The 23,788-nt window shown below is 64.1% G+C and carries 22 protein-coding genes; 17 read left to right on the forward strand and 5 right to left on the reverse strand.

Annotated features, from left to right (window positions below):
- The first annotated feature begins 30 nt into the window (after positions 1-30).
- The 4 genes from V8V93_RS06300 (at position 31) to V8V93_RS06315 (ending at position 4,486) form a co-directional block, all read left to right on the forward strand.
- Positions 31-1,128 carry an ABC transporter ATP-binding protein gene (locus V8V93_RS06300; protein WP_338669510.1) on the forward strand — a complete coding sequence of 366 codons (1,098 nt, stop codon included), beginning with the start codon at positions 31-33 and terminating at the stop codon, positions 1,126-1,128.
- Positions 1,129-1,207: 79 nt separating this feature from the next.
- Positions 1,208-2,464, forward strand: a complete 1,257-nt coding sequence (locus V8V93_RS06305) for an ABC transporter substrate-binding protein (protein ID WP_338669511.1) — start codon at positions 1,208-1,210, stop codon at positions 2,462-2,464.
- 9 nt (positions 2,465-2,473) lie between these two features.
- Positions 2,474-3,658: a carbohydrate ABC transporter permease gene (locus V8V93_RS06310; protein ID WP_338669512.1), complete on the forward strand. Its 1,185-nt coding sequence runs from the start codon at positions 2,474-2,476 to the stop codon at positions 3,656-3,658.
- The gene (locus V8V93_RS06315) at positions 3,659-4,486 is read left to right on the forward strand and encodes a carbohydrate ABC transporter permease (protein ID WP_338669513.1); all 828 of its coding nucleotides are present in this window, start codon (positions 3,659-3,661) and stop codon (positions 4,484-4,486) included.
- A 499-nt stretch (positions 4,487-4,985) separates the two neighbouring features.
- Here V8V93_RS06315 and V8V93_RS06320 read toward each other — a convergent pair whose 3' ends face one another.
- The 5 genes from V8V93_RS06320 to V8V93_RS06340 all read right to left on the reverse strand — a co-directional run bounded on the left by V8V93_RS06320 (position 4,986) and on the right by V8V93_RS06340 (position 8,265).
- Positions 4,986-5,114, reverse strand: coding sequence for a hypothetical protein (locus V8V93_RS06320; protein ID WP_338669514.1), 129 nt, complete (start codon positions 5,112-5,114; stop codon positions 4,986-4,988).
- 144 nt (positions 5,115-5,258) lie between these two features.
- A complete protein-coding gene (locus tag V8V93_RS06325) occupies positions 5,259-5,951 on the reverse strand; it encodes a tetratricopeptide repeat protein (RefSeq protein ID WP_338669515.1) in 693 nt (230 codons plus the stop codon).
- Positions 5,952-6,147: 196 nt separating this feature from the next.
- Entirely contained in the window at positions 6,148-6,615 is a 468-nt protein-coding gene (locus tag V8V93_RS06330) for a TadE family protein (protein WP_338669516.1), read from the reverse strand.
- Positions 6,616-6,629: 14 nt separating this feature from the next.
- Positions 6,630-7,832 carry a vWA domain-containing protein gene (locus V8V93_RS06335; protein ID WP_338669517.1) on the reverse strand — a complete coding sequence of 401 codons (1,203 nt, stop codon included), beginning with the start codon at positions 7,830-7,832 and terminating at the stop codon, positions 6,630-6,632.
- Positions 7,833-7,863: 31 nt separating this feature from the next.
- Positions 7,864-8,265: a TadE family protein gene (locus tag V8V93_RS06340; RefSeq protein WP_338669518.1), complete on the reverse strand. Its 402-nt coding sequence runs from the start codon at positions 8,263-8,265 to the stop codon at positions 7,864-7,866.
- A 263-nt stretch (positions 8,266-8,528) separates the two neighbouring features.
- On the opposite strand from V8V93_RS06340, the gene V8V93_RS06345 reads away from it, so the two are divergent.
- The 13 genes from V8V93_RS06345 (at position 8,529) to V8V93_RS06405 (ending at position 23,686) form a co-directional block, all read left to right on the forward strand.
- Positions 8,529-9,914 carry a sigma-54-dependent transcriptional regulator gene (locus tag V8V93_RS06345; protein WP_338669519.1) on the forward strand — a complete coding sequence of 462 codons (1,386 nt, stop codon included), beginning with the start codon at positions 8,529-8,531 and terminating at the stop codon, positions 9,912-9,914.
- A gap of 463 nt (positions 9,915-10,377) precedes the next feature.
- Positions 10,378-10,560, forward strand: coding sequence for a Flp family type IVb pilin (locus tag V8V93_RS06350; protein ID WP_338669520.1), 183 nt, complete (start codon positions 10,378-10,380; stop codon positions 10,558-10,560).
- Between the two features lie 141 nt (positions 10,561-10,701).
- Entirely contained in the window at positions 10,702-11,250 is a 549-nt protein-coding gene (locus tag V8V93_RS06355) for an A24 family peptidase (protein WP_338669521.1), read from the forward strand.
- Positions 11,251-11,263: 13 nt separating this feature from the next.
- Positions 11,264-12,085, forward strand: coding sequence for a Flp pilus assembly protein CpaB (gene cpaB / locus V8V93_RS06360; protein WP_338669522.1), 822 nt, complete (start codon positions 11,264-11,266; stop codon positions 12,083-12,085).
- An 11-nt stretch (positions 12,086-12,096) separates the two neighbouring features.
- On the forward strand, positions 12,097-13,527 hold the full coding sequence (locus V8V93_RS06365; RefSeq protein ID WP_338669523.1) for a type II and III secretion system protein family protein: 1,431 nt from the start codon (positions 12,097-12,099) through the stop codon (positions 13,525-13,527).
- A gap of 22 nt (positions 13,528-13,549) precedes the next feature.
- On the forward strand, positions 13,550-13,828 hold the full coding sequence (locus V8V93_RS06370; RefSeq protein WP_338669524.1) for a hypothetical protein: 279 nt from the start codon (positions 13,550-13,552) through the stop codon (positions 13,826-13,828).
- Positions 13,829-14,006: 178 nt separating this feature from the next.
- Positions 14,007-15,200 (forward strand): AAA family ATPase, encoded by a 1,194-nt coding sequence (locus tag V8V93_RS06375; protein WP_338669525.1) that lies wholly within the window; start codon positions 14,007-14,009, stop codon positions 15,198-15,200.
- A complete protein-coding gene (locus tag V8V93_RS06380; protein WP_338669526.1) occupies positions 15,197-16,630 on the forward strand; it encodes a CpaF family protein in 1,434 nt (477 codons plus the stop codon). The genes V8V93_RS06375 and V8V93_RS06380 overlap by 4 nt, the downstream gene beginning before the upstream one ends.
- A 3-nt stretch (positions 16,631-16,633) precedes the next feature.
- Positions 16,634-17,608, forward strand: coding sequence for a type II secretion system F family protein (locus tag V8V93_RS06385; protein ID WP_338669527.1), 975 nt, complete (start codon positions 16,634-16,636; stop codon positions 17,606-17,608).
- Positions 17,609-17,618: 10 nt separating this feature from the next.
- Positions 17,619-18,575 (forward strand): type II secretion system F family protein, encoded by a 957-nt coding sequence (locus V8V93_RS06390; RefSeq protein ID WP_338669528.1) that lies wholly within the window; start codon positions 17,619-17,621, stop codon positions 18,573-18,575.
- 22 nt (positions 18,576-18,597) lie between these two features.
- Positions 18,598-19,953, forward strand: coding sequence for an SPOR domain-containing protein (locus tag V8V93_RS06395; RefSeq protein ID WP_338669529.1), 1,356 nt, complete (start codon positions 18,598-18,600; stop codon positions 19,951-19,953).
- A 180-nt stretch (positions 19,954-20,133) separates the two neighbouring features.
- Entirely contained in the window at positions 20,134-22,281 is a 2,148-nt protein-coding gene (locus V8V93_RS06400) for a response regulator (RefSeq protein ID WP_338669530.1), read from the forward strand.
- A gap of 166 nt (positions 22,282-22,447) precedes the next feature.
- Positions 22,448-23,686, forward strand: a complete 1,239-nt coding sequence (locus V8V93_RS06405; protein ID WP_338669531.1) for a glycerophosphodiester phosphodiesterase family protein — start codon at positions 22,448-22,450, stop codon at positions 23,684-23,686.
- The last annotated feature ends 102 nt before the right edge of the window (positions 23,687-23,788 follow it).

Raw genomic sequence — 23,788 nt, forward strand, 5'->3', positions numbered from 1 at the left:
ACTGCGCACAGGCAAAAAGAGACGGTCAACATGGCGAACGTGCAATTGAAGAAGGTGGTCAAGCGGTACGGGGACGTGGAAGTGGTCCACGGTATCGATCTCGACATTGAGGACAACGAATTCATCGTCCTGGTCGGTCCGTCGGGCTGCGGCAAGTCCACGGTGCTGCGCATGATCGCGGGGCTGGAAAAGATTTCCGGCGGCGAGGTGTTCATCGGCGACCGGCTGGTCAACCAGGTCTCGCCCAAGGACCGCAACGTGGCCATGGTCTTCCAGAACTACGCCCTGTATCCGCACATGTCCGTGCGCGACAACATGGGCTTCTCGCTGAAGATGCGCGGCAAGGGCGCGGACGAGATAAGCGCCAAGGTCGACGAGGCGGCCAGGGTCCTGGAACTGACCCCGTACCTCGACCGCAAGCCGTCCGAGCTGTCCGGCGGCCAGCGCCAGCGCGTGGCCATGGGCCGGGCCATAGTGCGCAACCCGGACGTCTTCCTGTTCGACGAGCCCTTGTCCAACCTGGACGCCCAGTTGCGCACCCAGATGCGTATGGAACTGCGCAAGATGCACCTGAAGCTGGCGACCACGACCATCTACGTGACCCACGACCAGATCGAGGCCATGACTCTGGCCGACCGCATCGTCATCCTCAAGGACGGGTACATCCAGCAGGTGGGCACGCCCATCGACGTGTTCGAGCGGCCCGCCAACGTGTTCGTGGCCCGGTTCATCGGCAACCCGCCCATGAACATCCTGGAGGGGACCTTCCGTGTGGAAGACGGCCGTCGCTACGTCCAGGCCGGACCCTCCAAATTCCCGGTGGTGGACAGCCAGGGCGGGGCCTTTGAAGACGGCGCGCCCGTGCTCGTGGGTATCCGCCCGGACTCCATCAAGATGGGCGACCGCATCGAGAAGCTGCCCGAGGAGTGGATGTGCCACGGCGAGGTGGTGGTCTCCGAGATCCTCGGCGGCCAATCCCATCTGGAGATCGTGGTGGACGGCGAAAACGAACTCCTTGCCGAGGTCGAGGGCCGGGTGTTGGCCCACCCCGGCGAGATCGTGCCCATCGGCTTCGAGTTCGACCGGATGGTCCTGTTCGACCCGGAGACGAAAGAAGCTATTTATTAAATTTGCGGTTTGTCAACCGCTTGATTTGCTTGATACTTGATTGGTTAACGTGGAGTTTGCAAACCTTTAGGAGGTACGTATGAAAAAGGCTTTTGCGAAAATGTTGATCGTGTTTGCGGCCGCGCTGCTCATCGGCGCCCCGCAGGCGGCCCAGGCCAGCGATCTGAAGGGTGAACTGGAGATCTTCTCCTGGTGGGCCGGTGACGAAGGCCCGGCTCTGGAGGCCCTGATCGACATCTACAAGAAACAGAATCCCGGCGTGAAGGTCATCAACGCCACCGTGACCGGCGGCTCCGGCGTCAACGCCCAGGCCGTGCTCAAGACCCGCATGCTCGGCGGCGAGCCGCCGGATTCCTTCCAGGTCCACGCCGGTCAGGAACTCATCGGCACCTGGGTCAAGGCCGACCGCATGGAAGACCTGACTCCGCTGTTCAAGGAGCAGGGCTGGATGGACGTCTTCCCCGAGGGGCTGATCAAGCTGATCGGCACCGACAAGGGCATCTGGTCCGTGCCGGTCAACATCCACCGCTCCAACGTCATGTGGTACATCCCGGCCAACCTGAAGAAGTGGGGCGTCGAGCCGCCCAAGACCTGGGCCGACTTCCTGGCCATCGCGCCGAAGCTGAAGGCGCAGGGCGTGGTGCCCCTGGCCCTGGCCCAGAACTGGACCGCCAACCATTTGTGGGAATCCGTGGCCCTGGCCTCCATGGGCGCGGACAACTGGGATGCCCTGTGGTCCGGCAAGCTGTCCTTCGACTCCCCCGAAGTGGTCAAGGCCTGGGAGCTCTTCGGCAAGATCCTCCAGTACACCAACGACGACGCCTCCTCCCTGTCCTGGCAGCAGGCCACGGACATGGTCGTTGACGGCCGCGCCGCCTTCAACATCATGGGCGACTGGGCCGCAGGCTACATGTCCACCACCAAGAAGCTGGCGCCCGGCACCGGGTACGGCTGGATCGCCTCTCCCGGCACCACCGGCACCTTCATGTTCCTGGCCGACTCCTTCGGCCTGCCCAAGGGCGCGCCGCACCGCGCCAACGCCATTGCCTGGCTGAAGGTCCTGGGCTCCAAGCAGGGCTCCGACGCCTTCAACCCGCTCAAGGGCTCCATCTCGGCGCGCAAGGACTCCGACCTGTCCAAGTACAACGCGTACTCCCAGTCCGCGGCCAAGGACTGGAACAGCGACCGCGTGGTCGGTTCCCTGGCTCACGGCGTTGCCGCCAACGACACCTTCAAGAACGGTTTCGCCTCCATCATGGAGATGTTCCTGAAGACCAAGAACCCCCAGGCCGCTGCCAAGGCGTGCGCTCAGCTCGCCAAGAAGGCCGGCATCTAGTTTGAGAATATGAACCAGCCGCGCCGCGCCGGGAGCATACCCGGCGCGGCCCGGCCCGACCAACCGGACTTGCTTATGCGGGAAGCCTCGCTCGACAAATTGAAAGCGTTCCTGACGCTTCTGCCGTCCATGATCCTCATCGGCGTCTTCGTCTACGGGTTCATCGGCAACACCATCTGGACCTCCATGACCGACTGGGGCGGCTCGGGCGCGATGGCGCTCAACCCGCAGAAGCACTTTGTCGGCCTGGAGAACTATATCGACCTGTTCACCGGATTCCTGGGCGGCAATTTCCGCCAGGACCTGGTCAACGCGGTCTACTATTCGGTCATGCTCCTGGCCGGTGCCGTGGGCCTGGGCATGTTCATCGCCATCCTGCTCGACCAGAAGCCCAAGGGCGAGGATTTGTTGCGGACCATCTTCCTCTACCCCATGTCACTGTCCTTCATCGTCTCCGGGACCATCTGGCGCTGGCTGCTCGCCCCCCAGGGAGGGGTCAACGTCCTGCCCAAATATTTCGGTTTCAAGCCGCTGACCTTCAAGTGGCTGTCCAGCCAGGCGGCCATCCTGGTCTTCAACTGGCAGGACATCCTGCGCATCCTGGCCTACATCGCCGCCTTCATCCTGATCATGGTCGGCGTGTTCCTGCTCAGGAAGGATCAGGGCAAGGCCATCAAGCGCTGGCTCATTCCGGGCATCGTGCTCGGGGCTCTGGTCTGGATTTTCGGCGGCCTCATTCCGGACGCCCTGTTCATGGAGGAGGAGCACGGCTTCAACCTGGCCACGCTGGGCATCATCATCGCCACCATCTGGCAGTACTCGGGCTACACCATGGCCCTGTACCTGGCCGGGTTCAACGGCATCTCCCAGGACCTGCGCGACGCGGCCATGCTCGACGGCGCGTCCCAGGTCGGCTACTACCGCTACGTGGCCATCCCCATGCTCAAGCCCATCACCATCTCGGCGGTGATCATCCTGTCGCACATCTCGCTGAAGATGTTCGACCTGATCTTCGCCATGACCGGCCCGGACAACGCGGCCACCGGCCACCCGGCCCTGAACATGTACCTGACCACCTTCCGCGGCAACGAGTTCTCCCGGGGCGCGGCCATCGCCATCGTCCTGTTCCTCATCGCGGCCATGTTCATCGTGCCCTACCTCGTCGGCCAATACCGCCAGCAGGGGAGGCGCTAGATGACCGCCCGGAAATTCTCCCTCGGCACCGTGTTCCTGTACGGGACCCTGGTCCTGCTGGCCCTGTTCTTCCTCATGCCCGCCTACATGGCGGCCGTGACCGCCCTGAAGATGCCCGCCGACATCAGCCTGCCCACGGCCTGGGAATGGCCGTCCGTGGTCAACTGGTCCAGCTTCTCCGACGCCCTGGCCAAGCTCAGGCCGGACTTCATCAACTCGCTGATACTGACCATTTGCGGCACGGCCGGCTCCACGGTGCTCGGCTCGCTCAACGGGTATGTCTTCTCCAAGTGGAAGTTCAAGGGCTCGGACGTGATCTTCACCCTGTTCCTGTTCGGCATGTTCATCCCGTACCAGGTCATCCTGATCCCGTTGTTCCAGACCCTGCGCGCCATGAACCTGTACGGCGGCCTGCCCGGCCTGATCCTGGCGCACATCGTCTACGGGCTGCCGATCACCTCGCTCATCTTCCGCAACTTCTACGCCCAGATCCCCACGGCCCTGATCGAGTCGGCCAGGCTGGACGGCGCGGGCTTCTTCTCCATCTACCTGCGCATCGTCTTCCCCCTGTCCATCCCCGGGTTCGTGGTCACCTCCCTGTGGCAGTTCACCCAGATCTGGAACGAATTTTTGTGGGGCATCTGCCTGACCCGCCACACGGCCAACCCCATCACCGTGGGCCTGGCCAACCTGGCGGGCGGCCAGGCCGTCACCTGGAACCTGCCTATGGCCGGTTCCATATTGGCGGCGTTGCCGGTGCTGGCCATCTACATCTTCCTCGGAAGATACTTCATACGCGGCTTGTTAGCTGGTTCTGTGAAGGAGTAGAGCGGGGGGCGGCTTCCGATAGCGGGCCATCTGCACATTTTTCCTGGGGGGCTTTCATCCTCACGTAGACGGCTACGCTGCGGTGAAAGCCCCCCGGCTTTGTACCTGAGGCATAAGATCTTGTACGGCTCGAAGACTCGCCAACAATTCACTTAAAAATGCACAGCTGACCCACTCTCGAAAGCCTATCCCGAGGACGTAAGTACGACGGGGAAAAGAGAGAGCCGCTGTCGGGTGCTGCGCACCCGAATCGCTTTAAAAGAATGAAGGGCCTCCGACACATTCACGAGTCGGCGGCCCATATTTGTGTGGTCCGCCCCGCGAAGCGGCGCTAAAACGTTTCGGAAAGGATGGGGATGGGGGTCTGGAGGAAGGGGAAGGAAAAGCCCTTTTCAAAGGGTTTTCCTTCCCCTTCCCCCAGCCGCCGGAGGCGCGGTAAAAGAAAAGCCCCGGACGGGTGTCCGGGGCTTTTTTTGGTGTATCTGTTTGTTCAGGGGTCCTAGTTGCGATCGCGATCTTCCTCGTCGGAAGAACGTTCGTCCTTGCGCTCGGAGACGTTTTCGTCCCACAGCCCGCAACTGGTATCGATGCAGGAGAGGCACGGTCCGGGATAATCCATGTTGGGCATAGCTGCCTCCAGGGTAAGGGTCTGGATGCGCCCGGCATCAATGGCCGAGCTGATTACACATGAACATATGTTATAAATAAATACGAAACAGGGCTTGGCAAGGCCTGCCCTGAAAAAAAAGTGCGGATGCGGGGGACGGGGCTGCTAGGCGTGTTTTTGGCAGTATTTGAGGAACTTCTGCGCCTCGACAAAGGCGGGATTGATCTTCAGTGCCTGTTCGAGGTTGCTCACGCAGTGATCGTTGTGCCCCTTTTCGAAGTAGACGCGGGCCAGGTTGAAGTAGACGTTCTCGTCGGTATCCACGATCTCCAGCGACTTCTCGTAGTAGCGGATGGACTCGTCGTAGTGGCCGTTCTTGCGCAGGGAGATGCCGAAGGAGTTGAACTTCTGGCGGAACTCGAAGGAGAATGCCCCGTCCAGGCCGAGCAGGGTATCCAGCACTTTCCTGAGTTTGTCGAAGTCCTTTTTCTCGGAATAGACCTCGCCCAGGCCGTAGTTGGCCTCGATGTTCTTGTCGTCGATCATCAGGGCCTTGAGGAACTGGCGCTCGGCCTCGTCCAGGTCGCCCTTGACGAAGGCCTCCTGGCCCATTTCGATCTTGCGCTTCAGGGTTTCGAGTGCCGGGACCGTGTGGACCCGGTAGTAGGTCGGTTCTGGGGTGTACTGCCGGAGGAAGTCCAGTTCGCCGAGGACGCTGCGTACGCCGGAGGGCACGTGGTGCGCGTTGAGGGGTTGGATTTCGAACTGGTCGGGGGAGAGCTGACGGGCGTACCAGTAGGTGACGTTGTCGTGTCTGACGGCGGTGCCGCCGGTGCCCACATCGGCTTCGAGTGACAAGGAATATACACCGAGAATAGCCGGATAGTCGTCCACGGCTCAAGGCCCCCTTTTGATCTGTTCTCTTAACGTTACGCCAAGGCACAAATTAATGCAGGTCAAGGCATATATCAATACTTATTATTGACAGGGGCTGTGGCAGAGACCTGAAAAAGGCCCTCGAGAGGGCCTTTTGGGGGGGCATGGCGGATCCGGATCAGTCGCACGGCTTCCAGGGTTCGTTGACCTTGCGGTCGAACCCCCGCAGGGGGATGGTCTCGGGCAGCAGCGGGGCGACCAGCGGGGTGAACGGTTCATAATTGTAGACCACGGCCACCTCGGCCAGTTGGCAGGGCGCGCCGGGGTCGTTGTCGATGCCGTCGCCGGTGGCCTGGACGTCGGGCCAGGAACGGACCGAGATCTCGATGTTGGACTGTTTCAGGGTGGTCAGTCCGGCCTGGGTGGCCTGGATGATGTCGTTCAGCCGCGTGCCTTCGTCCGCGCCCCGGCCGGTGGCCGCGAAGCGCGCTCCGAGCTGGGCGGCCTTCTGCACGGTCACGTAGGCGTAGACGGCGTTGCCGCCTTCGATCACGGCCATGACGAGCATGAACATGATGGGCAGGATCAGCGCCGTTTCAACGGCGGCCAGCCCGGCGCGGCGGGTCTTGTTGCGGTTCTTGTGCATGGCTCAAACCTCCCTTAGAGCAGGCGCCAGCCGAGCTGCTTGCCGATCTGCTTGAAGATGTCGGGGATGTCGTACACGGACGGGGCGTCGAAATAGTGGTCGTCGGTCCCTTCCTTGCTTGAGGCGATCGCCTTCATCAGGTTGATGTCGGTGTTGTCCGAGGAGCCGAAGCGGATGGAGAATATCTCGATGCCCGCGTCCTTGGCCGCCTGGGCTTCGGCGAGCATGTCCGCGTTGAGCACGCCGCCGTCGTTGCAGTGGGCGGTGTCCACGCCCATGCCATAGTAGGCGTTGGTCCAGTAGTTGTTGGGCCGGTAGGAGGCGCGGTAGGTGCCGCCGCACTCGCCGTCCTCGGTGTCGCCGTCGGTGAGCACGATCATGATCTTGCGGAAGTCCTCCTTGTCGCCGGCCTGGGTGAAGGGCGGTGTCGGGGTGAGGATGTTCCGGCCCCACTTGATGCCCTCGGAGATGACCGTGCCCGAGGCGGCGCCCGTGGCGGTCTGGGAGTCGATGGCCGAGACGATCTTGTATTTGTCCTTGCTCAACGGCAGGACGGCCGGGATGCTGGAGCAGGTGTCCAGGGAAATGTAGTTTCGATAGTAATAGGGCAGGGCGTAGTACTCGTCCATGAACTCTTCGTTGATGCCGGTGTTCAGCGAGCCGTCCGCGTTGATGCAGCCCTTGGGATACCCGTCCACGGCCTCGCCGAGGCGGATCTTGCCGCGGAAGGGCACCAGACCGACCTTGGTGTCCGGGGTGGTCCCGTCCGGGATGAGCAGGTCGGTCAGCTCGGCCGAGGCCCGTTTGACCAGGTCGATGGGCGTGCCCTTCATGGAGCCGGAGTTGTCGATGACGAAGACCACCTCAAGCTTGTTGAAGCCCGCCATGGCGCTGGCCTCCACATACTTGTCGGTCATGCCCAGGACCTCCATGAGGAGCATCTTGACCTCGGCGCGGGCCGTGACCTTGACGCTGCGGATCTCGGTGCCCGCGGAGATGTTCGTGACCTCGGCCGCTTCCATGTTGTCCGCGACCATGTCCGTGACGGCCTTGTTGACCACGCCCTTGGACAGGTCCGGATCGTAGGGCAGCTCCAGGCTTCCGGCCAGGGCGCCCGCGTCCACGGCGGCCTGCAGTTTGGTGTGGGTCATGTACATGTTGCCCATGTCCACGGCGATGCCCGCCACCCCGAGCAGTATGGGGAGCAGCAGGGCCATGAAGGCGCTGGTCGAGCCCCGGCGGCGGTCCCTAGGGGAGCGGCATGGTTGTCTGCGCGACGAACGTGAGTGCTTCGTCGTTGCCGAACAGGCCTTCGCTGTCGCCTTCGCCGCTCTTTGATCCGAAAAGTTCGTAAACATAGGAAACCTCTACTGTGACGGTGTTGGCGTCGGGGTCGGTGGTCACGTTGGTGGACAGTTTGTCGGGATCGAGATCGGCGACCACGGCGGCCACCAGGGCCTCTACGTCGGCGGTCTCGCCTTCCATGAGCACGTGGCGGGCTCCTTCGCGGCTGGCTTCTACCAGGGAGGAGTAGGTGTGCATGGCGTTGCCGCCCTCCACCATCAGCAGGATCAGAAGCGCCATGACGGGGAGCAACAGGGCGAACTCAACTGCGGCCATCCCCTGGCGTCTTTCGTCTCTCTTTCTCATTCCCGTTCTCCTTGCAGTCCAAAAATGGTCCGGCGGAAGGCCGGATATACCGGTGAAAGCATTGTGCGTGCCAAGCCGGATAGAGAGGGCGGAAAAGCACATGCAACAGCTTGTCCGCATGGAATAATTTTTTTTGTGACCTATTGTACGAAAAGTGCGTAATGGACGCGCCCGAGCCTCTTTATCTATTTTTTGTGGATAAGCATCGCCGTTTCATGTAGGGTTGCCCTCACGCGGGAACAACACCATCAGGGAGCAGACCTGTGGCCGAGAAAATACTTGTGGTCGACGACGACCGCGCCTTCCAGGGCATGCTGGTCGAGGCGCTGGCCGACAAGGGCTATGTGGTGGAGACCGCGGCGAGTGCCGAAGACGGCATCAAGAAAGCCGGGGCCTCCGACTTCGATCTCATCCTGCACGACATCCAACTGCCCGGCATGTCCGGGCTTGAGGCCCTGAAGCACCTGGCGGACGTGGCCCCCGGCGTGGACGTCATCGTCATGACCGGCTTCGGCTCCAAGGAGACCGGGGTCACGGCCATGCAGCAGGGCGCCTACGATTATTTCGAGAAGCCGTTCTCGTTGCGCGAGATGGAGGTGGTGGTCCGGCGCGCCCTGGAAAAGCGCCGCCTCCAGGTGGAGCTGGCCGAGCTCAAGCGGCACGGCGGGTCCAGCCCGCTGCACAACATCATCGGGCACAGCGCGCCCATGATGGCGGTCAAAGAGCGCATCAGCCGGGTCGCCGAGCTCAACGCCGATGTGCTCATCATGGGCGAGACCGGTACCGGCAAGGAGCTGGTGGCCGACACCATCCACGCACTGTCCGCGCGGGCCAAGGCCCCGTTTGTCAAGATCAACTGCGCGGCCATCCCCGAGAACCTCATCGAATCCGAGCTGTTCGGCCACGAGAAGGGGGCCTTTACCGGGGCCACTTCCATGAAGCAGGGCAAGTTCGAGCTGGCCAAGGGCGGTTCGCTCATGCTCGACGAGATCGGCGACATGCCTCTGCATCTGCAGCCCAGGCTGCTGCGGGCCGTGGAGCAGAAACAGGCCGAGCGCGTGGGCGGGGCCAAACCCATCCAGTACGACGTGCGCATCATCGCAGCCACCAACCAGGAGCTGGAGCAGCGGGTCCGGGACGGCGAGTTCCGCAGCGATCTATACTATAGACTGAATGTGGCCACCTTGATCCTGCCTCCCCTGCGCGAGCGCAAGTCGGACCTGCCGCAGCTGGCCGAGTTCTTCCTGGACCGGGCCAACCGCCGGCTCGGCACGGACATCACCGGGGTTTCCTCGGAGGCCATGGAGATATTCTTCAACTACGACTGGCCGGGCAACGTGCGCCAGTTCGCCAACGCCGTGGAGCGCGCGGCCATCTTCTGCACCTCCACCCGGATCACCCCGGCCGAGGTGGACCAGGCCTTCTCCAACACCCGGCCCGCCGAGGACAGCGGCGTGTACGTGCCCACCGGCGAGGGGCTGCCCCTGAAACAGGCCCTCATGGAATACGAGAAGACCCTGATCGAGAACGCGCTCAGGGCCTGCGGCGGGGTCCAGACCGAGGCCGCGACCGCCCTGGGCGTGTCGGCCAAGAACCTCTGGAACAAGCTCCGTAAGCACGGTATCGATCCGGTATTGTTCAAGAAGTAGCCATTCACCCGTCCTCGCGCCGCCGCTCAGGGCTCCCCGGCGAGAAGAGAACATCCACATTTTGTGGTCCCGCCACACCAGGTAGATCCCCTCTTAAAGGGGATTTTCCTATCTTTTTGCCCTGAAAAATCGGGCTCAAGTGGTCGATCCATTCGTTATCTATAAAAAATAGACTAAAATAACATACTGATTTTACATATAAAAAGATTTCAGGGGGCATGGGGAGTCTGTGGGGAGACTCCATATTTCGTGGATTATGCGCTCTCGGAAGGGTTCCCGAACCGGTCCTGGCACGACCGTGCCGCGTATTTGTAAATTTTATTTCAAGCGATGACGGGCGGTTGCAAACAAAGTTTCAACGCGGTTTTCCGCGATGGCACACGGGTTGCTGTATGGTGGGCGTGGCTGGTGCTGAAAGGCACTAAAAAAATTTAAGACCCGAATTTAAACCAAGGAGAACGACATGACCAAGCTGATGAACCTCATCCGTGACGAAGAAGGCGCGACCGCCATTGAATACGGCCTGATCGCCGCCCTGATCGCCGCCGGTATCGTTGCCGCCACCAAGGCCCTGGGCGACCAGGTCGTGAGCACCTTTAGCTACATCACGACCAAGATGTCCGAGGCCACCACCTCCGGTAGCTAGAAAAGAAATTAATGCTAACCGTTTAACGGAAGCAGCCAGAGCAGCCGAACCGGGGCTTTCGGGATGGTCCCGTAAGCCCCGGTTTTGTCTCCGGGGGAAAGCGGAGACAACAAGCGGCCGGTCCGGCACCTCGGGGGAACCATGGACATTCTCATCGCCATCGCGCTCGCGACCTCTCTGGTGACGGCCGCCGTCACCGACATCCGCAACCAGCGCATCTACAATTGGCTGACCTTCCCGCTCATTCTCGCGGGATTCGCCACGCACATCGTGTTCGGCGGCTTCGCCGGGCTGAAGTTCGCCGCGGGCGGCTTCGCCCTCGGGTTCGTGGCCATGGCCGTTCCGTATTTTCTGGGGGTCATGGGCGCGGGCGACGTCAAGCTCATGGCCGGCATCGGCGCCTGGCTCGGCGTGGAAGCGACCCTCGTCGCCTTCCTCTTCACCTGCATCGCCGGCGGCGTCTACGCCCTGGTGGTCCTGGCCTTCAATCCGAGCATGTGCAAGACGGTCCTCCGAAACATCGCCTACACGTTCCTGGTCTTCATCGGAACCCGCCAGTTCAATTTCGCCTCTGCCGACGAGCAGCAGGCCTTGCCCCGGCTGTGCTACGGCGTGGCCATCACCGTTGGAACCATAGGCGCCATGGCCATATTCGCCTGGGAGTCCGGTTCCATCTTCGTCGGTTACTAAAAGGAGGGGTCCCATGAGCAAGTCCAAGAGAGCCCTCATCCAGATCACCCTGTCCCTGATCCTTGCGATCATCGCGGGCGTGGTCATCTTCAAGTGGACCAACGGCGTGAAGCACACCGCCCCTGTGGCCGCGGTCGAAGAGACCGTGCCCGTGGTCGTGGCCAAGACCGACCTGGGACGCGGCGTCAAGCTGACGGATGAGATGCTCGAGGTGCGCAAGTTCACCAAGGCGTCCCGTCCCTCCGGGGCCTTTGCCGAAATCGCGCAGCTCGAGGGCCGGGTGCTGAATCAGGCCGTGGGCATGGGCGACGCCCTGACCCCCATCAAGCTGGCCGACAAGTCCATCATGGGCGGCGGCGTGTCCGCGCTGATCACGCCGGGCAAGCGGGCCATGGCCGTCAAGGGCAACGAGGTCATGGGGCTGTCCGGTTTCGTCCGCCCCGGCGACCGGGTGGACGTCATCGTCTCCCTGACCGTGGGCCGCGACGAGAAGCCGGTGACCAAGCTGGTCCTGGAACGGGTCAAGGTCATCGCCACCGGAACCCAGCTGACCCCGCCCAACGAGGAAGGCAAGACCGCGTCGGTCGGCGTGTACACCCTGGAGCTGAGCCCGGCCGAATCCGAACGCCTCGCCCTGGCCTCCACCCAGGGGACCCTGCATTTCGCCCTGCGCAACGAGCAAGACAACGCCGACGTGCGGACCACCGGGACCACGGTGCCCCAGACCCTGGCCGCCCTGCGGCCCAAGCACAAGGCCGAGCAGGTCCGGCAGACCCGACGCCGCATCAGCATCGAAGTCATCACCGGCACGAACCGTTCGTCGGTCAAGTTCTAGGAGCGGATGCGATGAAAAACACAAGGACCATACAGTATACCCTGGTCATCCTGCTCGCCTGCCTGACCGTGCTGACCGCCTCCGTGGCCTGGGCACGCGTGGTCAGGTCCGACAAGCCGGACATGATCTCCATGATCGTCGGCGAGTCCACCGTCATCACCACGGACAAGGCCGTCAGCCGCATTTCGCTCGGCTCGGACACCGTCTGCTCCATCGTGGTCATCTCCCCGAAGCAGATCTACCTGACCGCCAACGAGATCGGCTCCACCACCCTGACCCTGTGGGCCGGGGACAAGGTCTCCGAAATCTACGACATCGCGGTTGACCCGGACACCACCCGGCTGAAGCGGATGATCTACGACCTGCTGCCGGGCGAGAGCAATATTCGCGTGCTGACCAACGGCAACTCCGTGACCCTGTCCGGACAGGTCTCCAGCGCCGCCAACCTGGCCTCGGTGGTCGCCCTGGCCGAGGCGGCCGCACCGGACCGCGTGGTCAACCTCCTGACCGTGGGCGGCATCCAGCAGGTCATGCTGGAGGTCCGCGTGGCCGAGATGTCCCGCTCCGTGACCAAGCGCCTGGGCATCAACTTCGCGGCCATCGGCTCCAACTTTTCCATCTACTCGATCATCAACAACCTGACGAGCTACGACGCCGAGCACGACCGCTTCACGCTGACCGACAACATCAACTTCACCGGCACCTACCGGACCGGCTCCACGGCCCTGTTCGGCATGATCGACGCGCTCAAGGCCAATGGCCTGGTGCGCATGCTGGCCGAGCCGAACCTGACCTGCGTGTCCGGCGAGTCCGCCGAGTTCCTGGTGGGCGGCGAAGTGCCCATCCCCATGCCGAGCGCTCTCGGAACCGTGGGCATCGACTACAAGCCGTTCGGCATCTCGCTGAAGTTCACGGCCACGGTCATGTCGTCGGGCCACATCAACCTCCAGGTCAATCCCGAGGTCTCCGAACTCGACTACTCCAAGTCCCTGCCCGTGGAGGGCTACGAAATCCCGACCATCTCCACCCGCCGGGCCAACACAGTGATCGAGCTGGGCGACGGTCAATCCTTTGCCATCGCCGGGCTGATCAGCGACTCCCTCAAGGAAAACAGCAACAAGTTCCCGGGCTTGGGCGAGGTTCCCGTGCTCGGAAGCCTTTTCAGCTCCAAGGACTTCGCGTCCAACAAGACCGAACTGGTCGTCCTGGTCACCGCCCACCTGGCCAAGCCGGTGGATATGGCCTCCCAGACCCTGCCCACGGACGGGTTCCGCGAGCCGGACGACAAGGAGTTCTATCTCTTCGGGCTGCTGGAGGGACAGGGTGATTCCAGCGGGAGCGGAACCACCCATACCGCAGCCAAGGGCGCCGCCGATCCGGGCACCGTGATCCGTCCGGAATCCGGCTTCGACGGGGAATTCGGCCACTCCTGGCCCAACTAGAGCGCAAGCGCGGAGGAACGTCATGCAGAACATCCTGATCTACATCGCCATGGTGGGCATCATGCTCCAGGCCGGTTGCGGCACCATGTTCGAAGGCGAGCGGAGCACGCCGCCCTTCGGCAGCTCGGTGCACATGGCAGTGGCCAGCCAGACCGCCAATCCCGAGGCCGGCGGCGACGCCCCGGTGCTCGGCCTGGACGGCAAGTACGCGGACGCGGTCGTGAAGAAGCACCAGGAAGGCCCCAGGGAAAAGAGCGAGAGCAAGGCCGATTCGACGTTCGGCGTGGTCGAGGTCCAGTGATGCGCGGCCGGGAGTGCTGCGAACACCGGCGTGAGCCGGTGCCTGCGCTCCTGATGGCGTCCGTGCCCCGCAGCGGCACGACAATGTTTGAAACCATGCGGTCCGACGGGGAAAACGGGGGTCGATCGATCACCGTAGTCGGAGCCTACCAGCAAAGGACAGGGGGAAAGGGGGAACCATGAACAACAGAGTGATACCCATATCGCTGGCCGTCATCGACAAGGAGCAGCGCGATCGCCTGGAAAAGATGATCGCCGCCAATCCCATGGTCCGGCTGGTGGGCGAGGACGCCGAAGAGATGGGCGTGCTCATCTACGAGCCCGGCGACTCCGTCGAAGAGGACATGCCGCACATCATCCACGCCCTGGAATCGGGGCAGGCCGAGGACGTCTACCTGGCCGGCAACGTCGCCGACCCCGAGATCCTCATCCGGGCCATGCGCAGCGGCATCCGCGAATACCTCAAGTTTCCCGTGGACGAGAACGACCTGCGCGCCGCGGTCGTGCGCACGGCCATGCGGCTGAGCCTGGGCGTGGACGACAGCGACAAGGGCCGCATATTCACGGTCCTGGGCTGCAAGCCCGGCGTGGGGACCACCTCCCTGGCCGTGAACATGGCCTGCGTCCTGAACGAGCGCGCCCCCGGCCGGACCGTGCTCCTGGATCTCCGCCAGCCCATGGGCGAGATCCCCTATTTCCTGGACCTCAAGTACGAATACACCTGGGGCGACCTGGTGGACGACATCTCCCGGCTGGACGCCACCTACCTGCGCAGCGTCATGGCCGAGCACGAGTCCGGCCTGCACGTCCTGCCCGGCCCCGCCTCGGGCGAGCGCCCCGACGAGCACACCCTGTTCCTCATCCTGGAGCAGCTCCGCCACAGCTACGACTTCGTGGTCGTGGACGCGGCCACCCCCGGCGAGGACGAACTGCCCAAGGAAGTGGAGCTGGCCGATTCCATCCTGATGACCATGCAGCTCTCCCTGCCGTGCCTGGCACGGGTCTCCCGGCTGGCCGACTCCATCGGCGGCCAGGACCCGGACGCCGACCGGCGCATGCGCCTGGTGGCCACCCGCGTGGCCCGCAACGGTTCCATCGGCGTGTCCGAGGCCGCCGAGGTCCTGGGCCGCGAGATCGCCTGGTCCATCCCCGAGGACGGCGAGACCGTGCTCTCTTCCATCAACCAGGGCACGCCCCTGGTCCAGGCCTACCCCAAGTCCACGTCGGCCAAGGCCGTGCAGGCCCTGGTCAAGGACCTGGCACCCAAGGCCAGGAAGCCCCGCAAGGGATTGTCCCTGCCGTTCTCCTCGCTCTTCCGCAAGAAGGGCAAGGACTCGGATTCCAATGACAATCTGGCAGGAGCGACCTTATGAACCTCGCGGAAAGACTGAACCGGAACGCGGCCAAGCGCAGCGCCCAGGCGACCGCGCCCGTCAACGCCAAGCCAGACGCCAAGCCCAAGGCGGCCCCCAGGGCCAAGCCCCAGCCCAAGGCCACCAAGGTCGAGGCGGCGGAGCACTATTTCGACCTCAAGACCCGCATCCACGACCGGCTCATCGACATGATCGACCTGTCGCTCCTGGACTCCCTGAGCGAGTCCGAGATGCGCAGCGAGATCGCCAAGGTCACCGAGGGGCTGCTCTGGGGCGAGTTCCGCAACGCGCCGCTCAACCTGGCCGAGCGCAAGCGCATGCTGGCCGAGATCCAGGACGAAGTCATCGGCCTCGGGCCGCTGGAACCCTACGTCCAGGACCCCACGGTCAACGATATCCTGGTCAACGGCTACAAGCAGATCTACGTGGAGCGTTCGGGCAAGCTGGAGCTGACCCCGGCGCGGTTCAAGGACGACGACCACCTGCGCAAGATCATCGACCGCATCGTCTCCATGGTCGGGCGGCGCATCGACGAGTCCCAGCCCCTGTGCGACGCGCGCCTGCTCGACGGCTCGCGCGTCAACGCGGTCATCCCGCCCCTGGCCATCGACGGCCCCTCGCTGTCCATCCGTAAATTTTCCAAGGACCCGCTGGAAGTGGCCGACCTGATCGGCTTCAACTCCCTGACCCCGGAGATGGCCCTGCTCATGAAGGGCATCGTCCAGACCCAGCTCAACGTGCTCATCTCCGGCGGTACCGGCTCGGGCAAGACCACGCTCCTGAACTGCCTGTCGCGCAACGTGCCCGAGGACGAACGCATCGTGACCATCGAGGACGCGGCCGAGCTGCAGCTCAAGCAGGAGCACGTGGTCCGGCTGGAGACCCGCCCGGCCAACATCGAGGGCCGCGGCGAGATCACCATGCGCGACCTGGTCAAGAACTGCCTGCGCATGCGCCCGGACCGGATCATCGTCGGCGAGGTCCGTTCCTCCGAGGCCCTGGACATGCTCCAGGCCATGAACACCGGCCACGACGGCTCTCTGACCACCATCCACGCCAACACCCCGCGCGACGCGCTCATGCGCCTGGAGACCATGATCTCCATGGCCGGACTGAACCTGAACCCCCTGTCCATGAAGCGCTACATCTCCTCGGCCATCGACGTCATCATCCAGGCCACCCGCATGGTGGACGGCACCAGAAAAGTCATCTCCATCCAGGAAGTGACCGGCATGGAAGGGGAGATGATCACCATGCAGGAGATCTTCGCCTTCGAGCAGACCGGGATGACCGCCGACGGCAAGGTGGACGGCTACTTCAGCGCCCGCGGCATCCGACCCAAGTTCGCGAGCAAGCTCGAACGCATGGGCTTCCCGTTCCCCATGGAAATGTTCAACGTCACCCCCAGACCCCCGAAGAACAAGGAGTAGGCCATGTCCATGACACTGATCATCGCGGCCGTGGCCGTGCTCATCGTCTTCCTGCTGGTCATGGGCATCGGCTCGCTCATGCAGTCCGGATCGGACAAGGCCGAGCGGCGCGTTAAGGACCGCCTCCGGGCCATGGCCCTGACCGCCGACATCGACGCCGCCTCCGTGGACCTGGTCCTGCGCGAGTCGGCCATGAGCGAGGTGCCGCTGTTCAACCGGCTGCTCGAGAGCATGCGCTGGTCCACCAACCTGAGCCGTCTGCTGTATCAGGCCGACGCCAAGGGCTCGGCGGGCGTGTACCTGCTCGTCTGCATGCTCCTGGCCGTGGTCGGCTTCTACGCCGGGACCTTCTCGGGTCGGCTGTGGGTCTCGGTGGCCGGGGCGATCATGCTCGGCTACATCCCCGTCTGGGGGTTGCAGGGGAAGAAGCGCAAGCGCATGAACCGCTTCCAGAAGCAATTGCCCGAGGCGCTGGACCTCATGGCCCGCGCGCTCAAGGCCGGGCACACCTTCGGCGGCGGCATGCGCATGGTGGCGGATGAGTTCGACGGCCCCATCGGCCCCGAGTTCGGCAAGACTCTGGACGAGATGAACTACGGCATGGACGTGGACCGCGCGCTGAGCAACCTGCAGGGTCGGGTGGACTGCCCGGACCTGAAGTTCTTCGTGGTCTCGGTGAACATCCAGCGCGAGACCGGCGGCAACCTGGCCGAGATCATCGCCAAGATCGCCGGTCTGGTGCGCGAGCGGTTCGCCCTGTTCGGCAAGATCCGGGTCCTGTCCGCAGAGGGCCGGGTGTCCGCATACATCCTCATCGCCCTGCCGTTCCTGCTGACCGGCATCCTGTACGTGATCAACCCCGACTACGTCAGCCTGCTGTGGACCCGCGAACTGGGCCAGAACATGGTCTGGGGCGCGGCCATCTCCATGGTCATCGGCTGGGTCATCATCCGCAAGATCATCCAGATCAAGGTGTAGGGAGGCAGCCATGGACATCCAGATCATTCCCCTGTTCGCGGCCGGCGTCGGCTTCGTCTCCGTGCTCCTGGCGGGCTACGGCCTGATAGGCTACCTGAGCGGCGCCAGCGATTCGGCACGGCTCAAGGAGCGGGTCTCGGGCACGGCGGTCAAGCGCTCGGACGCCCTGGCCGCGCCGCTGGCCAACGCGGTCAAGGGGGCCGTGGACTTCTTCGGGCGGCTGGGCACCAAGATCGGCCCCACCGAGACCGAGGAGATCGACAAGGGCCGCCTGCGCCTCATCCAGGCCGGGAAGCGCAAGCCCGACTCGTACAAGATTTTCCAGGGCCTCAAGGGGTTCCTGGCCGTGGGCCTGGCCGGGGGCTTTCTGGCCGTCCGTTTCCTGTTCCTGGACGACATGTCCCTGGGCATGACCTGCTTCGGAGCGGTCCTGCTTGCCGCGGCGGGCGTGTACGGGCCCGAGATCTGGCTGTCCAGGAAGATCAAGGCGCGCAAGATGGCCGTGAGCGACGAGCTGCCCGACGCCCTCGACCTCCTGGTGGTCTGCGTGGAATCCGGCATGGGACTGGACCAGGCCGTGGACCGCGTCTGTCATGAGCTGCGCAACTCCGGCCCGATCATCAGCTCCGAATTCAAGCTGCTCACCCTGGAGCTGCGTGCGGGCAAGTCCCGCATCGAGGCCCTCCGGTCCCTGGCCGAGAGGGTGGGGCTGGACGACCTGAACAGCCTGACCTCCCTGCTCATCCAGGCCGACGCCTTCGGCATCAGCGTCGGCAGGACCCTGCGCGTCTACTCGGACGCCATGCGCGTCAAGCGCTCCCAGCGCGCCGAGGAAAAGGCCGCAAAGATGCCGGTGCTGCTGCTTCTTCCGCTCGTGGCGTTCATCCTCCCGTCCCTGTTCGTGGCCATCCTCGGACCGGCGGTGATCATGAGCATGGACATGTTCCTCCAGATGAACAGCCATTAGGGCAAAAGCCAAGGAGACCATCATGAAAAAGTTTTCCGTCATCGCCATGACCATCTTCGCCGGGGTCATCCTGTCCGGCTGCATGGGCAAGTCTTATGACGACAAGACCTTCGACCAACTGGCCTACGGGGAGGAATCCCCGGTCAACCTGACCAGCGAGCAGCACGAGCAGGTCGGCGACGGCTACGTCCGTCGCGGCAAGCCCGAAATGGCCCTGGTCCACTTCAACAAGGCCATCGAGCTCGACCAGGACAACCTCGACGCCCGGGTCAAGCGCGGCAACCTGCTGGTCGCCCAGGGCCTGGACGAGCAGGCCCTGTCCGAATTCAACAAGGTCCTGGAAAAGGACCAGGACCACGCCATCGCCAACGAGGCCGCGGGCTGCGTGTACTTCCGGGCCGGGCTGTACGACGAGGCCAAGGCGCATCTGAACCGCGCCGTGGCCCTCAATCCCATGCTCTGGAAGGCCCACAATTTCCTGGGCATCATCTATGACCGCGACCGGGACTACGACCAAGCCGCCCAGGAGTTCGCGGCCGCTCTGGAGCTGCACCAGGGCACCGGCGTGGACGAAATCTACAACAATCTTGGCGTGGTCCACATCGCCCGCAAGCAATACGCCCAGGCGGTGGAGACCTTCCGCCAGGCGCTCCACTCGGGCGGCGTGTCCGAGCGCACCTACAACAACCTGGGCCTGGCCCTGGCCCGCATGGGCCGCCTGGACGAGGCCCTCGAATCCTTCAAGTACGCCGGCGGCGAAGCCAAGGCCAACAACAACCTCGGATACGTCCTCTTGACGGAGAACCGGCCCGCCCAGGCGGTGCCCTATTTCGAGAAGGCCATCGAGCTCTCCCCCAGCTACTACGTGAAGGCCGCCGACAACCTGAAGCGTGCCCGTCTGGCGGCCCGCTTTCAGGAAGGCGCCACCCAAATCAGCGGTTCCACCCCGAACCCTCTGCTTCGTCAGTCCTTCCCCGACTCGAAGCAGAACCCCGGCGAGCCTGCGGCATCTCCCGCGTCCGCAGGCTCGCCTCCCCCCTCCGCCAAGGTCGTCACGGCGGCCTTGGAGGAGCCGGGTTCCGGGGATCAGACCATAATTCCCCATGAGAAGACCTACGGCCTGCACGTCAGCTCCTGGCGCGACCACAAGAACGCCTTCGCCCACTGCGAGAAGCTCAAGGCGCAGGGATTCGCCACCTGGATCAACCAGGTCGACCTCGGCGACAAGGGCATCTGGTATCGCGTCCTGGTGGGCAAGTTCGGCTCGGTCAAGGAGGCCAAGGCCGAACGGCCGGACGTGCTGGCCATCCTGAACCTGGACAGCGCCCCGGTCTTCGAGCGCGTGGACCCCAGGCCCGTGGTCTCGGCCCAACTCTAGCGACGGCACGAATGTCTTGAACGGCACCGGCCCACACGCCACCCCGGACAGGCTGCCACACGCCGCCTGTCCGGGGTGTCCGCGTGGCGGACGAACCTTCCCTTTTTCGGGGGATTTCCGTATGTTTCCCCCGGAGGCACGACGCCCGCTTCGGGCCTGAACCCACCGGGGAGATGCAACTTGGCAGCCGACCGCACCAAACACTTTCGCGTACTCGCCGTGGACCAAGACGAGTCCATGCTCATGCTCTACCGCGACATTCTTTGCTTCGAAAGCGAGGAACCGGCCGCCCTGGAGGCGCTGTTCAACGACGACGCCCGGCTGCCGTCCCGCGAGGAGATCGACGAGGACGCGGCCCGGCCGGTCTTCGAAGTGGTCCAGGCCTCCGGCGCCCGGGGCGGCCTCAAAGCCATGGACCACGCCCTCGATGGCGGCGAGCCGTTCGCCATCGCGCTCGTGGACATCCATCTGTCCGACCTGGGCGAACAGCTCCTGGGCATCGATCTGGCAGAGGCCCTGCGGGAACGCGATCCGCACGTGGAGATCGTGCTCCTGTCGGCCCGCCACAAGGTCCCCCTCAAGGAATTCAACAAGCGGGTCCAGCCGCCCGAGAAGCTGCTCTACATCCAGAAGCCGTTCCGCTCGCCGGAGCTCAAGCAGATCGCCTTGTCCCTGGGCTCCAAGTGGGACGCGGAAAACCGCCTGCGGGACCTGAACGAGACCCTGGCCTCCAAGGTCGAGGCTCGGACCAGCGAGCTCAACGCGGTCAACCGGCGGCTGCGGCTCGACATCGCCAAGCGCGCCGCGGTCCTGCGCGAACTCCAGGCCTCGGAGCAGCGCTACCGGCTGCTCTTCGAGCAGAACATCACCGGTAACTTCGCGGCGGACGGCCAGGGGCGCATTCTGGACTGCAACTTGGCCTTTGCCGAAATGTTCGACTTCCGCCTGCCCGACGACGCGCTGGGCGCGAACATCTTCGACCTCTGGGACCGGGCCGGGGGCGGGGAGTCCCTGCGTACCCTGCTGGCCGATACCGGGCGGGTGTCCAACCAGGAGATAATTTTCACGCGCGGGGCGCTCAAGCGGCACCTGATGGTCAGTTGCGACACGGTGGCCGAGGGCGAGGGCGGCCTGGAGGAGTTGCGCGGGTACCTGTTCGACATCTCCGAGCCCAAGCGGCTGGAGGACCAGTTGCGCCAGTCCCAGAAGATGGAGGCGCTCGGCACCCTGGCCGGGGGCATCGCCCACGACTTCAACAACATCCTCGGCGTCATCCTGGGCTACGCCGAGATCATCGAGTCCGGGGCCGAGCCGGACTCCGGCCTGGCGCGGCGCATCGGGGAGATATCCCGGGCGGGACGGCGGGCACGCGACCTGGTCACCCAGATCCTGAACTTCTCCCGGCAGGGCCCCCAGGAGCGGCACGCCATGACCCTGACTCCGCTGATCAAGGAAGCGCTGAAGCTGCTGCGGTCATCGGTGCCGAGCAACGTGGCCATCTACACCCGGCTCCAGACCAGCCGGGATCAGGTCATGGCCGACCCGACCCAGATGCACCAGATCCTGCTCAACCTTTGCGGCAACGCCTCCCAGGCCATGCAGGACACGGGCGGGACCATGACCATTACCCTGGCCGATGTGTTCCCGGACGATCCCGTGGTCCCGCCCGAGGACCTGGGCAAGGCCGAGCGGTTCGTGCGCCTGACCGTGGCCGACAACGGACCGGGCATCGACCCGGAGGTGGCCGAGCGGGTCTTCGATCCCTTCTTCACCACCAAGAAGCAGGGCGAGGGGACGGGCATGGGACTGGCCATGGTCCACGGCATCGTCAAGCGGCACGACGGCTACCTGGAACTGGAGAACGATCCCGGCCGGGGCGCGGCCTTCCACGTCTTTCTGCCGCGCAGTTCCGAGATGGCCCGGCCCGAGGCGGACATCCCGGCCGACCTTGTGTTCCGCGACGGGCGCATCCTGTTCGTGGACGACGAAAAGCCGCTCACGGACATCGGCCGCGAGATGCTCGAAGCCATCGGCTTCGAGGTGGTCACCCGGACTTCGTCCATCGAGGCGCTGGAGGCCTTCAAGTTCAAGGCGGGCGACTTCGACCTGATCATCACCGACCAGTCCATGCCGAACATGACCGGCATGGAGTTCGCCCGCGAGGTCCTCAAGATTCGGCCCGACATTCCGATCATCCTGTGCACCGGCTTCTCGGACGCCGTGTCCTACGAGCGGCTGCGCGACGTCGGCATCGGCGATTTCATCATGAAGCCGATCCTCAAACACGACCTGATGGCCTCCATCGGCCGCCTGCTGTCGCCCAAGTAGCCGCCGCCCCGAGCCGCGGCCGCCGTGCCACGGCTCCCGATCCTCCGTCACCAAACAGTCTCCGGGTTGCCGCGCCGCCGCAATGCGCGCGGTTTTTGCGGCGTGCTATGTTCCGGCGGATGTTCCGTTCACCGTCCGAACCTCTTACCGCTTTTCGGAGGATACGATGCGCTTCAAAACATTGATCGTCGCGGCCGCCGCCTGCCTGTTGGCGTCCGTTGCCGGGGCCATGGCCGGGGAGAACGTCCAGGTCGGTCCCCGGCCCTATTACCTGATCGAAAACATGGACGACGGGCCGCTCAAGGAGTCCTTGCGGCTGTGCGAGGAGAGACCGCTCCAGCGGACCGCCTTCTCCATCGGCCACCGGGGCGCGCCCATGCAGTTCCCCGAGCACACCAAGGAGAGCTACGAGGCCGCCGCGCGCATGGGCGCGGGCGTCATCGAGTGCGACGTGGCCTTCACCAAGGACCGCCAACTGGTCTGCCGCCACTCCCAGTGCGACCTGGCCACGACCACCAATATCCTGGCCATTCCGGAACTGGCCGCCAAATGCTCCAAGCCGTTCACGCCCGCCAAGCTCGACCCGGCCACGGGCGAGGTCCTGGAACCGGCCACGGCCATGTGCTGCACCAGCGACCTGACCGTGGAGGAGTTCAAGCGCCTCAAGGGCAAGATGGACGCCTCCAACCCGGCGGCCGCCACCCCCGAGGAATTCCTGGCGGGCACCCCGGCCTGGCGTACGGAGCTGTACACGGCCACGGGCACGGTCATGACCCACAAGGAGTCCATCGAGCTGTTCAAGAAGCTCGGCGTGAAGATGACCCCGGAACTCAAGACTCCGAGCGTGGCCATGCCCTTCGACGGCGACTACACCCAGGAGCGGTACGCCCGGCAGATGCTCGACGAGTACCGCCAGGCTGGCGTGGACCCGTCCATGGTCTTTGTCCAGTCCTTCCGCCTGGCCGACATCCTGTACTGGCTGAAAAACGACCCGGAGTTCGGCGCGCAGGCCGTTTTCCTGGACGAGGACGGGCTTGCAGGCTTCAACCAGGACAAACCCGAGACCTGGTCCCCGACCCCGGCCGAACTCGCGGCCGACGGGGTGCGGATCGTGGCCCCGCCCCTGTGGGTCCTGGTCACGGTGGAGGACGGCAGAATCGTGCCCTCGGCCTATGCCAGGGCGGCCAAGGACGCGGGATTGAAGATCATCACCTGGTCGCTGGAGCGCTCCGGACTCCTGGCCGACGGCGGGGGCTGGTACTACCAGTCCGTCAAGGACGCGGTCCGCAAGCCGGGCGACATGTTCACCCTGGTGGACGTCCTGGCGCAGCAGGTGGGCGTCATCGGCATCTTCAGCGACTGGCCCGGCACCGTGACCTACTACGCCAACTGCAAGGGCCTCTAGTCCCGCTGTCCGCGGAATCATCGGGGCCGGAGTCCGCTCCGGCCCCGTTTCCTTGCGGGCGGGAAAGCCTCCGTGAAATCGGGAGATTACGCAGCTCAATCG

It is taken from the genome of Pseudodesulfovibrio sp. 5S69 (assembly GCF_037094465.1).
GTDB classification, from domain to species: Bacteria; Desulfobacterota; Desulfovibrionia; order Desulfovibrionales; family Desulfovibrionaceae; genus Pseudodesulfovibrio; species Pseudodesulfovibrio methanolicus.